12 protein-coding genes and 1 riboswitch are annotated in these 14,008 nt (G+C 54.1%); of the genes, 6 read left to right on the forward strand and 6 right to left on the reverse strand.

Annotation, left to right across the window (positions count from 1 at the left end):
* Positions 1-32 precede the first annotated feature (32 nt).
* A complete protein-coding gene (locus B880_RS0123395) occupies positions 33-950 on the forward strand; it encodes a sugar ABC transporter substrate-binding protein (RefSeq protein WP_026042867.1) in 918 nt (305 codons plus the stop codon).
* A 109-nt stretch (positions 951-1,059) separates the two neighbouring features.
* Positions 1,060-2,892: an ABC transporter ATP-binding protein gene (locus B880_RS0123400; RefSeq protein ID WP_017349889.1), complete on the forward strand. Its 1,833-nt coding sequence runs from the start codon at positions 1,060-1,062 to the stop codon at positions 2,890-2,892.
* Here the strand turns inward: B880_RS0123400 and B880_RS0123405 are convergent.
* Positions 2,889-4,013 (reverse strand): GNAT family N-acetyltransferase, encoded by a 1,125-nt coding sequence (locus B880_RS0123405; protein WP_017349890.1) that lies wholly within the window; start codon positions 4,011-4,013, stop codon positions 2,889-2,891. The genes B880_RS0123400 and B880_RS0123405 overlap by 4 nt on opposite strands.
* A 122-nt stretch (positions 4,014-4,135) precedes the next feature.
* Between B880_RS0123405 and B880_RS0123410 the strand changes: the two genes are divergently transcribed.
* The 3 genes from B880_RS0123410 (at position 4,136) to B880_RS0123420 (ending at position 6,698) form a co-directional block, all read left to right on the forward strand.
* Positions 4,136-5,032 (forward strand): LysR family transcriptional regulator, encoded by an 897-nt coding sequence (locus B880_RS0123410; protein ID WP_017349891.1) that lies wholly within the window; start codon positions 4,136-4,138, stop codon positions 5,030-5,032.
* Between the two features lie 105 nt (positions 5,033-5,137).
* Complete coding sequence (locus B880_RS0123415) at positions 5,138-6,097, forward strand: glutathione S-transferase family protein (RefSeq protein WP_017349892.1); 960 nt, start codon at positions 5,138-5,140, stop codon at positions 6,095-6,097.
* On the forward strand, positions 6,090-6,698 hold the full coding sequence (locus B880_RS0123420) for an alpha/beta hydrolase (RefSeq protein ID WP_017349893.1): 609 nt from the start codon (positions 6,090-6,092) through the stop codon (positions 6,696-6,698). The genes B880_RS0123415 and B880_RS0123420 overlap by 8 nt, the downstream gene beginning before the upstream one ends.
* 37 nt (positions 6,699-6,735) lie before the next feature.
* On the opposite strand, the gene crcB is transcribed toward B880_RS0123420, so the two are convergent.
* On the reverse strand, positions 6,736-7,113 hold the full coding sequence (gene crcB, locus B880_RS0123425) for a fluoride efflux transporter CrcB (RefSeq protein WP_017349894.1): 378 nt from the start codon (positions 7,111-7,113) through the stop codon (positions 6,736-6,738).
* 85 nt (positions 7,114-7,198) lie between these two features.
* Positions 7,199-7,271, reverse strand: a riboswitch (Fluoride riboswitch).
* Positions 7,272-7,334: 63 nt separating this feature from the next.
* Positions 7,335-8,258 (reverse strand): LysR family transcriptional regulator, encoded by a 924-nt coding sequence (locus tag B880_RS0123430; RefSeq protein WP_017349895.1) that lies wholly within the window; start codon positions 8,256-8,258, stop codon positions 7,335-7,337.
* A gap of 179 nt (positions 8,259-8,437) precedes the next feature.
* Here B880_RS0123430 and B880_RS0123435 point away from each other — a divergent pair, with 179 nt between their 5' ends.
* Entirely contained in the window at positions 8,438-9,652 is a 1,215-nt protein-coding gene (locus B880_RS0123435) for an MFS transporter (RefSeq protein ID WP_026042869.1), read from the forward strand.
* Positions 9,653-9,715: 63 nt separating this feature from the next.
* Here the strand turns inward: B880_RS0123435 and B880_RS0123440 are convergent, their stop codons facing one another.
* From B880_RS0123440 to treB, 3 genes are all read right to left on the reverse strand, one after another.
* Complete coding sequence (locus B880_RS0123440) at positions 9,716-10,714, reverse strand: aldo/keto reductase (RefSeq protein WP_017349898.1); 999 nt, start codon at positions 10,712-10,714, stop codon at positions 9,716-9,718.
* Between the two features lie 176 nt (positions 10,715-10,890).
* A complete protein-coding gene (gene treC, locus B880_RS0123445; RefSeq protein WP_017349899.1) occupies positions 10,891-12,573 on the reverse strand; it encodes an alpha,alpha-phosphotrehalase in 1,683 nt (560 codons plus the stop codon).
* Positions 12,573-14,003: a PTS trehalose transporter subunit IIBC gene (gene treB, locus B880_RS0123450; protein ID WP_017349900.1), complete on the reverse strand. Its 1,431-nt coding sequence runs from the start codon at positions 14,001-14,003 to the stop codon at positions 12,573-12,575. The genes treC and treB overlap by 1 nt, the downstream gene beginning before the upstream one ends.
* Between the last annotated feature and the right edge of the window lie 5 nt (positions 14,004-14,008).

Genomic DNA, 14,008 nt, shown 5'->3' on the forward strand with positions numbered 1-14,008 from the left:
AAATTCCAAACATCAGTACCGGGGAGCTTGCGATGAAGAGATCTGCATTAGTATTGCTGTGCCTGCTGGGAATGTCTGCTCCGGCGCTGGCAGAGAAAATTGGCGTGTCAATGGCCTACTTCAACCAGAACTTTTTGACCATCATCCGTCAATCGATGGAGAAAGAGGCTAAAGCACAGGGCGTTGAGGCACAGTTCGAAGATGCCAACGGCGATTCCGGTAAACAGACCGATCAGGTGCAAAATTTTATCAATAACGGCGTCGACGCGATTATTGTCGATCCGGTCGACTCAGCCAGCACCCCCGTGCTGACTAAAATGGCGCAGCAGGCCAAAATTCCGCTGGTGTATGTGAACCGTGCACCGGGCGATAAAACCTTGCCTGCGGGCGTGGTGTTTGTCGGGTCTGACGAGCGCGAATCCGGTACGTTGCAGATGGAAGCGCTGGCAAAAATGGCGGGCTACAAAGGCAACGTCGCGATCATGATTGGTAACCTGTCAGATTCCGGTGCGAAACAGCGCACCAAAGACGTTGAAGACGTGGTGAAAAAATACCCGAACATGAAAGTGGTCCTGAAAGAGACCGCTAACTATGCCCGTGACGAAGGGATGAACCTGATGCTGAAATGGCTCACCAACGGCGAAAGCATCAATATCGTTGCGGCCAACAATGACGAAATGGCGATCGGTGCCGCCATGGCTATTCGCCAGAGCAAAGTCAAAGATCCGATTCTGGTCGGCGGCATTGATGCCACGCCCGATGGCCTGAAAGCGCTGGCAAACGGTGCTATTGCCGTCACGGTGTTCCAGGATGCGGTCGGTCAGGGTAAAGCGGCGGTCGAAGAGGCGCGGCTGCTGGTGAAAGGCGAAAAACGCGATACTCACCGCTGGATCCCGTTTGAGCTGGTGACCAAAGAAAATATGCAAAGCTATGTAGAACGAGCGAAGTAGGAAATCTACGTTCAAGCGCGCCGATCACACGCATCGACACAAGGTTACGTCAGAAACCCGGCGAGTATTTGCTAAGCTGTTCTCTTCACCGGACGGAGAAAAAGTGACTATGTTGTATCGCCGTTTTGAACGTTTTATCAATATCTTCCAGGATGCACCCACCGATGCGCCGCCGACCAAAGTCGGCGCATTTTATCTCTACTACCTGCGCCAGGTGTGGCCAAGCTTCGCTATCTTACTAGTGGTGGGGCTGGTGGGTGCGCTGATTGAGGTCGCGCTGTTTAGCTACCTCAGCCGGATTATCGACCTGGTTAACCACTCTACCCCTGCCACGCTGTTCCGCGATAACTGGCCGGTCCTGCTGTGGATGGGGTTTGTCGCCATGATCCTGCGGCCCATTTTTATCGCGCTGCACGATGTGCTGGTGCATCAGACCATTAACCCCGGCATGACCAGTATGATCCGCTGGCAGAACCACAACTACGTGCTGCGTCAGAGCCTTAACTTTTTCCAGAATGACTTCGCCGGGCGCATCGCCCAGCGCATTATGCAGACCGGTAACTCCCTGCGTGATTCCGCCGTACAGCTGGTGGATGCCATCTGGCATGTGTTGATTTATGCCCTGACGGCGCTGTTTCTGTTCGCCGAAGCCGACTGGCGGCTGATGATTCCGCTGCTGCTGTGGATCTTCACTTACATTGCCGCACTGCGCTACTTTGTGCCGCGCGTAAAAGCGCGTTCGGTGATCTCTTCCGAAGCACGTTCGAAGCTGATGGGCACCATCGTCGATGGTTACACCAATATCACCACGCTGAAACTGTTTGCCCATAACGATCTGGAAAAACAGCACGCCAGAGCGGCGATTCAGGAGCAAACGGACACCACACAGCAGGCGGGCCGCATGGTGACCCGTATGGATGTCACCCTCTCGACCCTCAACGGCATTCTGGTGGTGGCAACCTCTGGCCTGGCACTGTGGCTGTGGAGCCAGTCGCTGATAAGCGTAGGGGCGATTGCGCTGGCCACCGGTCTGGCGATTCGCCTGGTCAACATGTCGGGTTGGGTGATGTGGGTGGTGAACGGTATTTTCGAAAATATCGGTACCGTGCAGGATGGCCTGACCACCATCGCTCAGCCGCTGAGCGTACAGGATGTACCGCAGGCCAAAACGCTGCGGGTTACGCGCGGTGAGATCCGCTTTGCCGATGTCCGTTTCGACTACAACGGTAGCCGTCAGGTGATTAATCACCTCAATTTGCAGATTCAGCCTGGGGAGAAAATTGGCCTGATTGGCCCTTCTGGCGCGGGTAAATCCACGCTGGTGAATCTCCTGCTGCGCCTGTATGACCTGAACGGCGGCCAGATTTTGATCGACGATCAGGATATCGCGCAAGTCAGCCAGCAGAGCCTGCGCGGGCAGATTGGCATGATTACGCAGGATACCTCGCTGCTGCACCGTTCAATCCGCGATAACCTGCTGTATGGCCGCCCCGATGCGACCGAGCAAGAGCTGGCACAGGCAATTCACCGCGCGCGCGCCGATGAGTTTATTCCTCTGCTGTCCGACCCACAGGGCCGAACCGGGCTGGATGCACACGTTGGCGAACGCGGTGTAAAACTCTCGGGTGGGCAGCGCCAGCGTATTGCCATTGCACGGGTGCTGCTGAAAGATGCTCCAATCCTGATTATGGATGAAGCCACGTCAGCGCTGGATTCTGAAGTGGAGGCCGCGATTCAGGAGAGCCTGGAAGGGTTGATGGAGGGCAAAACGGTGATTGCCATCGCTCACCGCCTGTCGACCATCGCCAAAATGGATCGCCTGATTGTGTTAGAGAAGGGCCAGATTGTTGAAATCGGTAGCCACCACGAACTGCTGGCGAAAAACGGCCTGTATGCCCGCCTGTGGCAACATCAGACCGGAGGTTTTGTCGGCGTTGATTAATCACCGCGCCGAAATGGCAGGGACTCGCGTGCCTCAACGGCCCAGGCCCGCACCCCTGCCCGTTCTTCGTTAAGAAACTGCGCCACCGCTTCACGCAGGCCCGGATGCTGCAACTGATGCCAGGAACGGGTCAGTTGCGGCTCAAAGCCGCGCACCAGCTTATGCTCGCCCTGCGCGCCGGCATCAAAACGTTGCAGGCCATGCGCAATCGCATACTCCATGCCCTGATAGAAACAGGTCTCAAAATGCAGGTGGTTAAACTCCGCCAGGCATCCCCAGTAGCGGCCATATAAGGTGTGGCTGTCGACCAGGTAGAAGGCCATCGCCACCGGCTGTTCGCCCAGTGAGGCGATCACCACCCGAATTTGCTCCGGCATTCTGGCCGCCAGCAGGCTAAAGAAATGCCGGGTCAGATAGGGGCGCTGGCCGCGCACCGCGTAGGTGTTGGCATAACAGGTATAGATAAAATCCCACTGCGTTTCCGTTAGCTCATCGCCCTGATACCAGCCAAAGGTGAAGCCACTCTCTGCCACCTGCTCACGCTCTTTCCGCATCTGCTTGCGCTTACGCGACATCAGCGTGGCGAGAAAATCCTGAAAATCCCCGTAGCCGTGATTGAGCCAGTGATACTGACAGCCGAGCCGTTCCAGCCAGTGTGGCTGCTCACTTAACAGTGCGTCTGCCGGGGCATCGGTGAAATTGATATGTGCACCGCTCAAGCCCTGCTGTGCCAGATAATCGGGCAGGTCGGCAAGCAGTTGCCGCGCAGCCATCGCATCTCCCAGCAGTCGTGCGCCACCCACCGGACTGAACGGGATCGCCCCAAGCCATTTGGGATAATAGCGAATGCCTGCGCGCTGGCAGGCATCTGCCCAGCCGTGGTCAAAGACGTACTCGCCCGATGAGTTGTGTTTACGGTAACCGGGAATGGCGGCGGTAATTTGCCCTGCCTCTTGCCACACCAGATGTTCACTGCGCCAGCCCGATTCCGGACGCACGCTGTGGCTCTCTTCCAGCGACAGTAAAAAAGCATGGCGCAGAAACGGCTGGTCGTCTGGCAGCAGCCGATCCCAGTTTTCCGGCGCAATATCGGTCAGAGTGTGCAAGGCGCGAAGTGGCATCAGGGGTTCCTTCAATCTGGACTGGCTGTCAGTCAAACAGGTTTTGCGGTGCGGGGGAAGCCCGGTGGCACTGAATGCAACCTGACCGTATACTCGGTTTTTTTAGCCTGAGGGGTGGATAGATGGATCGGCTCGACTGCGATCGCATGTTTGTTGCGGTGCTGGAACTCGGCAGTTTCGCCGCCGCCGCCACACGCCTGGGCACCAGCAGCGGCCAGGCGTCAAAACTGGTTTCCCGCCTTGAGCAGCAGCTCGGGGTGCAACTGTTCAAACGCAGCACGCGCGCCCTTTCTCCCACAGAAGTGGGACTGGCCTATTATGAGCGGGTGAAAACCTTGCTGGAGGCCTTCGATGCACTGGATACCTCAGTGCGAGATACCGCGCAATCCCCGGTAGGACGCCTGAAAATCAGCGTGCCAGGCACCTTTGGCAGCGTGGTGCTCTCCCCAGTGCTGGTGGAATTTGCCCGGCGCTATCCGCGTATAGAGCTGGATGTCAGCTTTTCCGATCGCCCCGCGAACGTTGTGGATGAGGGCTTTGATCTGGCGATTCGCATTGGCAATCTGAGCGACAGCAGCCTGGTGGCTCGACGACTCAGCGACATCCACATCTGTGTGGCTGCCGCCCCCCACTATCTGCAACAGTTTGGCACGCCGCAGCACTGGAACCAGCTTGAGCATCATCAGTGCATTACGGATACCAATTTTCGTGACCCGTGGCACTGGCCGTTTGTCTCCTGTAGCGGTGAAGTGGTGAATGTGCCAGTGCGAGGCCGACTGCGCTTCTCCAATACGGAAGCCTGCTTACAGGCGGCTGTTGCGGGCCTTGGCATCGCGCGGTTGCCTGACTTTATCGCCGCCAGTGCCCTGCATCGTGGCGACATCACGCTGATACTAGAATCCTGGGCTGAACCGCCGCTGGGTCTGTTCGCTCTCTATCCTTCGGCACGTCATCTGGCACACAAAACCCGCCTGTTGATTGATTTCCTCGCCCACCACTTTGCCAGCACGGCTCACTAACGCCATTCCTTCCATTATGGAAGGAATTATTCCCTTTTTGCCCGGATTATCACCGCTATGGCAGCAGGCTAAGCTGTGTGCAGTAAAGACACAGGAGCTAAAGTGATGTTGGTAAACGGTCAGTGGAGTGCAGAGTGGCACCCGGTACAGGCAACAGATAAACAGGGTGGCTTCGTCCGCCAGACCTCCAGTTTTCGTCACTGGATAAGTCACGACGGCAGCACTGAATTTGCCGCAGAGCCCAATCGCTACCATCTGTACGTAGCGTTAATCTGCCCGTGGGCCTCGCGCACGCTGATCGCCCGTAACCTGAAAGGGCTGCAGTCGGTCATCAGCGTTTCCGTCGTGGAGCCCCAGTTGGGTGAGCAAGGCTGGGGCTTTGGTGATTATCCTGGTGCGAATCGCGATACGCTAAACGGCGCACGCTATCTCCATGAGCTGTATACCCGCGCCGCCGCAGATTTTACCGGACGCGCCACGGTGCCGGTACTGTGGGATAAAAAGCTGAATACCATCGTGAACAATGAGTCAGCGGATATCCTGCGTATGCTGAACAGCGGCTTTGGCACGCTGGCGGACGATCGCTATGATCTGTATCCCGCCGCATTGCAGCAGGAGATCGATGCACTCAATGATCGGATCTATCCGCGCCTGAATAATGGCGTTTACCGCACCGGATTCGCCACCACGCAGCAAAGTTATCAGCAGGCATTTACCGAGGTGTTTAGCGAGCTGGATGATCTGGAGGCAAGGTTGAGTGATGGCCGCACCTTCCTGTTCGGCGAACATCTGACCGAGACGGATATCCGCCTGTTTGTCACGCTGGTACGTTTTGACGTGGCCTATCACGGCCTGTTTAAGTGTAATTTGCGCCGCCTGCATGACTATCCGCGACTGAGCCGCTATCTGAAGAGTATGCTGGCGGTTTCTGGCGTGCGTGAAACGGTCAATATCGACCATATCAAGCAGGGCTACTACTCGATTAAAGCGCTCAACCCGAACGGTATCGTGCCTGTCGGGCCGGACATGAGTGAATATGGATTACAGGAAACCAGACATGCCTAAAGCATTAGTGATTTTTCTGCACGGCGTTGGCAGCAATGGGGCCGATCTCGCCCCGCTCGGGCAACACTGGGCTACCTTGCTGCCGGATGTGCAGTTTGCCGCACCCAATGCCCCCTTTGAGTTTGAAGGCGGCTTTGGCGGCTATCAGTGGTTTAGCCTGACGGGCGTTACCAGTGACAACCGGCCACAGCGTGTGCGGGCAGCACGTGAGGCGTTTGATGCCACGCTGACGCAGATTATGGCGCAGTACGGCATGGCAGAGGCATGGGATAAGGTGATTCTGGTGGGCTTTTCGCAAGGCTCGATTATGGCGCTGGATGCACTGGCAACTGGCCGTTATCCATTGGCGGGCGTGGTCGCGTTTTCCGGGCGTCTGGCATGCGATGATGCCCTTACCCCACGCCAGCACACCCCGGCTTTATTGATTCATGGCCAGGCCGATGGCGTGATTCCGTGGCAAGAGAGTGAAAGCGCCTGTCAGCGTTTGCAGGCAGCCGGTCTGCCGGTTGAACTGGCCTATGAACGCTCGACCGAACACACCATTTCCCCGGAAGGCGCGCTGCGAGCGGCGACATTTATCGCCCAGTGTCTGCGCGATTAAGTCCATGAAAGGGTGCGCTACTCACGCACCCTTGCGCTTATCCCAGTAAATTCACCAGGGCAAAACCGGCAAACGTCATCAGCAGCGAACCGATCACGTGCGTCATCACACTGGCCATCGCCCACAGATATTTCCCGCCCTGCAACAGCACCATAATTTCTGCCGAGAAGGTCGAGAACGTGGTCAGCCCACCGCAGAAGCCAGTAGTAATTAACAGCTTCCACGCGGGATCGAGCTGCGGGTTACGCAGAAACCACGCCAGTGCACCGCCAATGATAAATCCGCCAACCAGGTTAACGATCAGCGTGCCAGGCGGCAAATTGGGGAACAGTGCATTAAAACGCATCGCCAGCAGCCAGCGCAGCGTACAGCCTGCGGTGCCGCCAATCATTACGGCCAGTAAAGACTTCAACATGAGTGAGTTCCGAAGTAAGACACGTATGCGGTGGCGTGAGGCGGGACGTGCCTGACACTCCACCGCCTCAACGTGAGGTTTATGGATTATGTCAGGCGTCATCAGCCGCTGAATCAGCAGGCGGTTGGGAAAGGTGGAACGCCATCACCCTGTGCCACAGCATAACGCTGGCCAGGCGGTAAAACAACGGCGGCATTTATCTTTGAGTGATGCAGGAGAATTCAGTCCGGTTCTCCGCTGCATAGCCGTTCCTGAGCCTCCAGAATAAGCTGACGCTGCTCATCAATGCGCGTGGCGGAGTAGATATCGATATTCAAGGTATTCGCTTCGCCATCGGTTAATGCGCGGTAGCACAGCCCTTCCTGATTAAACTTACATTTTGACTGCGGCATCAGTGCAAATCCTTTTCCCCTGGCGATGTGGCTCAGCATGACCAGCGAGTCATCCGGCTCTTTCACTCTTTTCAGTGAAAAGCGCAGCCGGGAGAAGTAATTTTCACACTTATCGTAAAACAGCGGATTCGCACTGCGCGAAAACCAGAACAGCGGTAAATCCGCGACATCTTCCAGCGCCACTTTCTCTTTCAGGCTGGCAGGATGGGCAGAAGGCATCGCTACTAACAGCGGTTCTCGACACACCCAGCGATACCGCACGGTGTCTTCATGGTCGAGGCTCTTTTCGCCGGTAAGCACCAGATCAAGGGTATTTTTAGATAAGCACTGTAGTAGCTGAGACGAAGTCAGATTCGGCGTCTCAATGTCATTGACGGCATCAAGTTCGATCAGCTTATCGCTAATTGGTGATATCAACTCAAAATTCAGCGTGCGGGTGAGACCAATTCGCAGGCTCCCTTCATTCAACAGGGTTCCTGATTTTAATGCATTGAGTTCATAAAGAATGCTTTCCGCTTTCACGACCAACGCCCGCCCAGCTTCGGTCAGGCTGACATCATGTGTCGTTCGGCTGAAGAGCTGCTTGCCGAGGGTGGCTTCAAGGCATTTAATTTGCCGGGTAAGCGGGGGCTGTGTCATAAGCAGGCGTTCAGCAGCCCGGCGAAAATTCAGTTCATGGGCCACCGCAAGAAAGCACTGTAGCTGCTTCACACTCGGCAGGTTGTTGCTGATAAGGTGCACTGCGGTACTCATAGATTCCATCCTGTCGCGGCAATACCTAAATTGTATTACAGATTTAACAATTCCATCAATTTCGTCAATTGATAAATTTACCTCGTCGCCAACACCCCCAGTTTTTTAAAAAAAACTCATTCATCTCTGCATAAATATTAAAAACCATCACCGTTGTTAAAATAACTTCGAGGTAAAACATGACTATTGAAAATACTCCGCAAACGATGACATTACGATCGTGGCTTGCGCTATTTATCCTGGCACTTTCCACCTTTACCATAGTGACGACCGAACTCGCGCCCGTTGGTTTATTAACACCGATCGCTGAAGGTTTAAACGCTTCCGAATCAGCAGTAGGCATGACCGTTTCACTTTACGCCTGGGTTGGCGCGCTAAGCGCGCTTTTTGCCTCGGTATTTCTGGGCAATGTCGCTAAAAAACGCCTTTTGCTAACGTTAACCGTCGTGCTATTTCTCTCTAACGTCCTCGCCGCCACGGTGAATACTTACTCAATGCTACTTGCAGCGCGAATTATTGGTGCGTTAGCGCATGGCGCATTCTGGGCGATGATTGGTGCGGCTGCGGTTGCTATGGTGCCTGCTAAATATGTGGGTGCTGCAACCTCTATCGTGTTTGGTGGCGTTTCCGCTGCCAGCGTATTCGGTGTCCCCATTTCAAACTTTATTGGCATTCACTTTGGCTGGAGACAAGCATTCTGGTCGATGGCAGTATTTAGCGTCATCGCTTTTACAGGTATCACGGTACTGATTCCGCAAATTAACAGCAAAAGTTCGATTGGATTTGCTGCACTGAAAAGCGTATTTAAATCCTCTACATTGTGGAAAATTTACTCTGCCACGCTGTTGGCCGTAACAGCGCACTTTGCCGCCTTCACCTACATTGAGCCGTGGTTGAATACACAAGCGGCCTTAAGTAAATCAATCATCCCGATGGTGCTGTTTGTTTACGGTATTGCTGGACTGGCTGGCAACTTCCTTACTGGTCTGGTGATCGACAAATATCTCAAACCCACCGTATCCATTTCAGTCTTGCTAATTGGTGCAGTGCTGCTGTTTACTGGATTATCGGGTTCTACCCTCTCAGGCACCGCAGTCTTTGCCTCCATCATCATCTGGGGTGTGGCAATATCAGGAATCTTCGTGGGCTTCCAGACCTGGGTATTACGTATGGCGGAGGATAAAGCTTTTCCTGCCTCAGCGGTTTACGTTTCATTTTTCAATACGGCAATTGGTGTTGGAGCATCGGTGGGCGCATGGATAGTTTCCGCCTATTCTCTTCCGATGCTATATAGCGTTGCGGGTACGGCGATTGCGCTATCTGTGCTGCTGGTCGCGGCCATTCCTGCCAAAGTTAAGCGCCAAGAAAACACGGTGCTTGCACCAAGGCACTGATCAATGGATAAAAAAATCCGTAATCTTTAAGAGATTACGGATTTTTGCTGTCTGGCTTATCCGTCAGGCATTAACGCCTTTCATTCCTTCCGCAGAGTAGCGCCCGCCTTTAATTTCAACGCGATGATGGATGCCATTCAGCAGCGCAATATCTTTATCTTCAAGGGTAATCTCTGCCGCTTGCGCATTTTCGACCAGATAATCTGTATGTTTGGTACCGGGAATTGGCACTAACTTCTCATACTGAGCCAGCAGCCAGGCGATGGCTATCTGTCCTGGGGTGCAGTGATATTTCTCCGCCAGAGGGCGAATAACCTCCAGCAGTTGAGCGTTATGATCGAGGTTGGACTGTACGAAGCGGTCGTTGTGCTTGCGGAAATCCCCATCGACAAAATCACTGTTTTTAAGGTACTTACCGGTCAAAAATCCCCGACCTAATGGCGAGTATGGCACCAGTCCAATATCCAGTTCTTTTACCGTGGGCAGAATGTCTTCTTCAATGTCACGTGTCCAGAGTGAATACTCTGTTTGAAGTGCAGTGACGGGATGCACCGCATACGCACGACGAAGTGTTGCAGCCGAGACTTCACACAAACCAATATGTTTAATTTTACCCTGCTGAACCAGTTGCTTCAGACACGCCATGCTCTCTTCAATGGGTGTCTCCTGGTTAATCCGGTGAAGGTAGAACAGGTCAATGCATTCTACGCCGAGGCGTTTAAGTGATTCATTACAGCAGCGGGTAATATAATCGGGTTGATTAATGATGGTTCGCGCGTAAGCGTCATCAGGTGAACGGAATACTCCACACTTGGTCGCAATTTTAAACTGATCTCGCGTTGCCTTATCAAGGCGTGCAAGAAAGTGACCAATAAGACGCTCATTGTGTCCCCGGCCATACTGGTCGGCGGTATCAATAAAGTTAATATCTAAATCCACCAGCTTATGTAAGAGCTGCAAGGATGCAGCGTCATCTGTGTCGCCATAAAATTCGCTCAAGCCCATGGCGCCATAGCCGATGGCACTGACACTAAGATTCTGGGATAAATTTCGGGTACGCATAGTTTCTCCTTTTTTTTCAGAAAGACTATTGTTCCACCCCCATGACGGTTTCTGAATTTCCAGTTTTGTGATACAGAAAAGGTATTAATGCACGCCTTCGTTGTTTTGGTTTGTTTAAAAAAGAACAGGTTAGCCGACCAAATGGCCTGCATAACCTGCTCGGCTAGCAGGATTAATTACTGTTTAGCAGGCAAATAGTAATAGCTGGTTTCAAAAGGTCGTAGTCGTCGGATAGCCTCAGGCTTAGGGGGCACCGGATAATTGCTGAGCAACACCTGCCACTCGGCGGCTTCGACGGGAACCTGAAAACACTGAGTTTCTGCCGTCATATTGCCGACCACCAACAGCGTTTGCCCCTGCCAGCGGCGCTGGTAACACCAGACCGCAGCATGTTGCGGCTGGAGATCCTGATAGTTTCCCAGCGTCAGAATGGCGTAACGCTTACGCAGCGCAATCAGCCGCTGATAGGTGTAATACACCGACTCATCATCCGCCAGTGCCGCCTGCACATTGACCTGCTGTACGTTATCCGCCAGCGGTAACCAGGGAACGCCTGTGGTGAATCCCGCTTGCTCACTGCTTTCCCACTGCATCGGCGTGCGGCTGTTATCACGCGATTTACAGGCCAGTATCGCCAGAATCTCACTTTCCGCCTGCCCGGCTGCCAGCCATGCAGCATGGATGTTGCGGCTCTCCACATCCTGGTACTGATCAATCCGGCTGTAGTGCGGATTGGTCATCCCAATCTCTTCACCCTGATAGATAAACGGTGTTCCCTGCATACCATGCAGTAACATGGCCCAGCATTTTGCTGCCGTGCTGCGGTGTTCGCCATCATCCCCAAAGCGTGACACGATGCGCGGCTGGTCGTGGTTACACCAGAACAGCGCACTCCAGGCAATGCCGCACATGCCCTGCTGCCACTGGGCAAACAGTTGTTTGAGGGCAATATAATCGGGTGCAGCCAGCGCCCACTTATTACCCGCCGGATAGTCCACTTTGAGATGATGGAAGTTAAACGCCATCGACAGCTCTTGTGCAGTATGTGCAGCATAGCGCTGGCAGCGCTCCAGCGAAGTTGAGGACATCTCTCCTACCGTCATCAAGCCCCGTGGCGTAAAGACCTCACGGTTAAACTCCTGCAAAAACTCATGGATACGTGGCCCATCAGTGTAAAAACTGCGCCCATCACCGCCCTCAATGTCATCGTGAAAATCTTGCTGCTTCGACACCAGGTTAATCACATCCAGGCGCAGGCCATCGACCCCTTTATCGGCCCAGTAGTGGCATACCGATTTCAGTGCCGCACGCACCAGCGGATTTTCCCAGTTGAGATCGGCCTGCTCCGGCGCGAACAGGTGCAGATAGTAACTCTGGCGCTTTTCGCTCCACGCCCAGGCACTCCCGCCAAACTTAGACTGCCAGTTATTGGGTGGCGCATCGGGTGAGCCTTCACGCCAGATATAAAAATCGACCCACGGAAACTCGCCATTCTCGGCACGCTGGAACCACTCGTGCTGGGTGGAGGTGTGGTTAAACACCATATCAAGAACAATGCGCAAGCCACGTTGATGGGCCTGTGTGACCAGCTGCTCAAACACTTCGAGCGTGCCAAACATCGGATCTATCGCGTAATAGTCCGCCACGTCATAACCATTATCGACCTGCGGCGAGGCAAAAAAGGGGGTGATCCACAGTGCGTCCACGCCCAGCGCGCTGAGATAATCCAGCCGTTGCGTGATCCCTGCGAGATCGCCAATGCCACTGCCGGTACTGTCCTGAAAACTCCTGGGATAGATTTGATAAACGGTGGCCGTACGCCACCAGGGCAATGCCGCGAGCGCATGACTTTCCTGCATTATGCTGGCTCCTGCTGGGCTGGTACTGCGGCTGCTTTGAGATTGCGGCGGAACAGAGTGATGGTCAGCAACATCGGCACCAGAATCGCCACCAGCATGGCAACGGCAAATACTGACCAGAAAGTGGGCTGAATTGAGAGAATCCCTGGGATACCGCCCACGCCGATCCCGTTCGCTAAGACCTGATTCAGGCCACAGATGAAACCGGCCAGGGCAGCGCCGATCATCGCACACAGCATCGGATAGCGATATTTCAGGTTCACACCGTACATGGCCGGTTCCGTCACGCCCAGCCACGCGGAGATGGCTGCTGGCACCGTGAGTTCACGTTCACGGCGATCGGGGTTGGCGATGATGATACCTACCACAGCCGCGCCCTGAGCGATATTGGAGAGCGCAATGACAGGCCACACGGGTGTGCCTCCGATGGACTGAATCATCTGCATATCAATCGCCAGCGTGGTCTGATGAACGCCGGTAATCACCATTGGCGCATAAAAGAAACCAAACAGCGCCGTTCCCACCGGAGCAAAACTGCCGGTCATCGTCTGGCGGATAACAAACGCCAACCCTTCACCCACCGCGCGTCCGGCGGGGCCAATCAGGCTGTGGGCTAAAAACACCGCGATCAAGAGTGACGTGACAGGCACCACCACCAGCGTCAATGAGGCTGGCACCCACTGCCTGAGCCTGCGTTCGATGAAGGCCAGCGCCAGCCCAGCAAACAGTGCCGGAATCACTTGCGCCTGGTAACCTACCCGTTCAATCTGGAACAGCCCGAAATCCCATACGGCAGGTGCTTCACTGCCTAACAGGTAGGCATTCATGAGTTGAGGTGAGACCAGCGTGATGCCCAGCACGATACCCAGAATGGGCGAAGTCCCCATTTTGCGTGCGACAGACCAGCAAATACCCACGGGTAAATAGAAGAAGATGGCTTCGCCGACTAGCCACAAGAAATCATACAGCCCTTGAATACCGGGCCAGGATTGTATCAGGGTTTTTCCGTCACTAAAGACCACATCCCCCAATACATTACGAATGCCAAGAATCAAGCCGCCACTTATTAACGCCGGTAACAGTGGGAAAAATATTTCAGCGAAGTGCGACAACAAAGCCTCATGCGGCTTCATGTTACTTCTCGCTGCTGATTTAATATCTCCAGATTCCTGATGGGATATATTTAGCTGTTTAATTAACGCATGATAGTAATTATCGACATCAACCCCGATGATCACCTGGAACTGCCCAGCGTTAGCAAAACAGCCTTTGATGCCCGCTAACTGGCGGATAGCCTCTGGATTGGCTTGTTCTGGCCGGTGCAACACGAACCGCAGCCGCGTAATGCAGTGAGAGAGTGAAGCTACGTTCTCTTTCCCGCCTACCAGTGTGATAAGTTCATGGATTATTTTATTATCAACTTTGCTCATGAAAT

Source organism: Pantoea sp. A4 (genome assembly GCF_000295955.2).
Lineage (GTDB): Bacteria > Pseudomonadota > Gammaproteobacteria > Enterobacterales > Enterobacteriaceae > Pantoea > Pantoea multigeneris.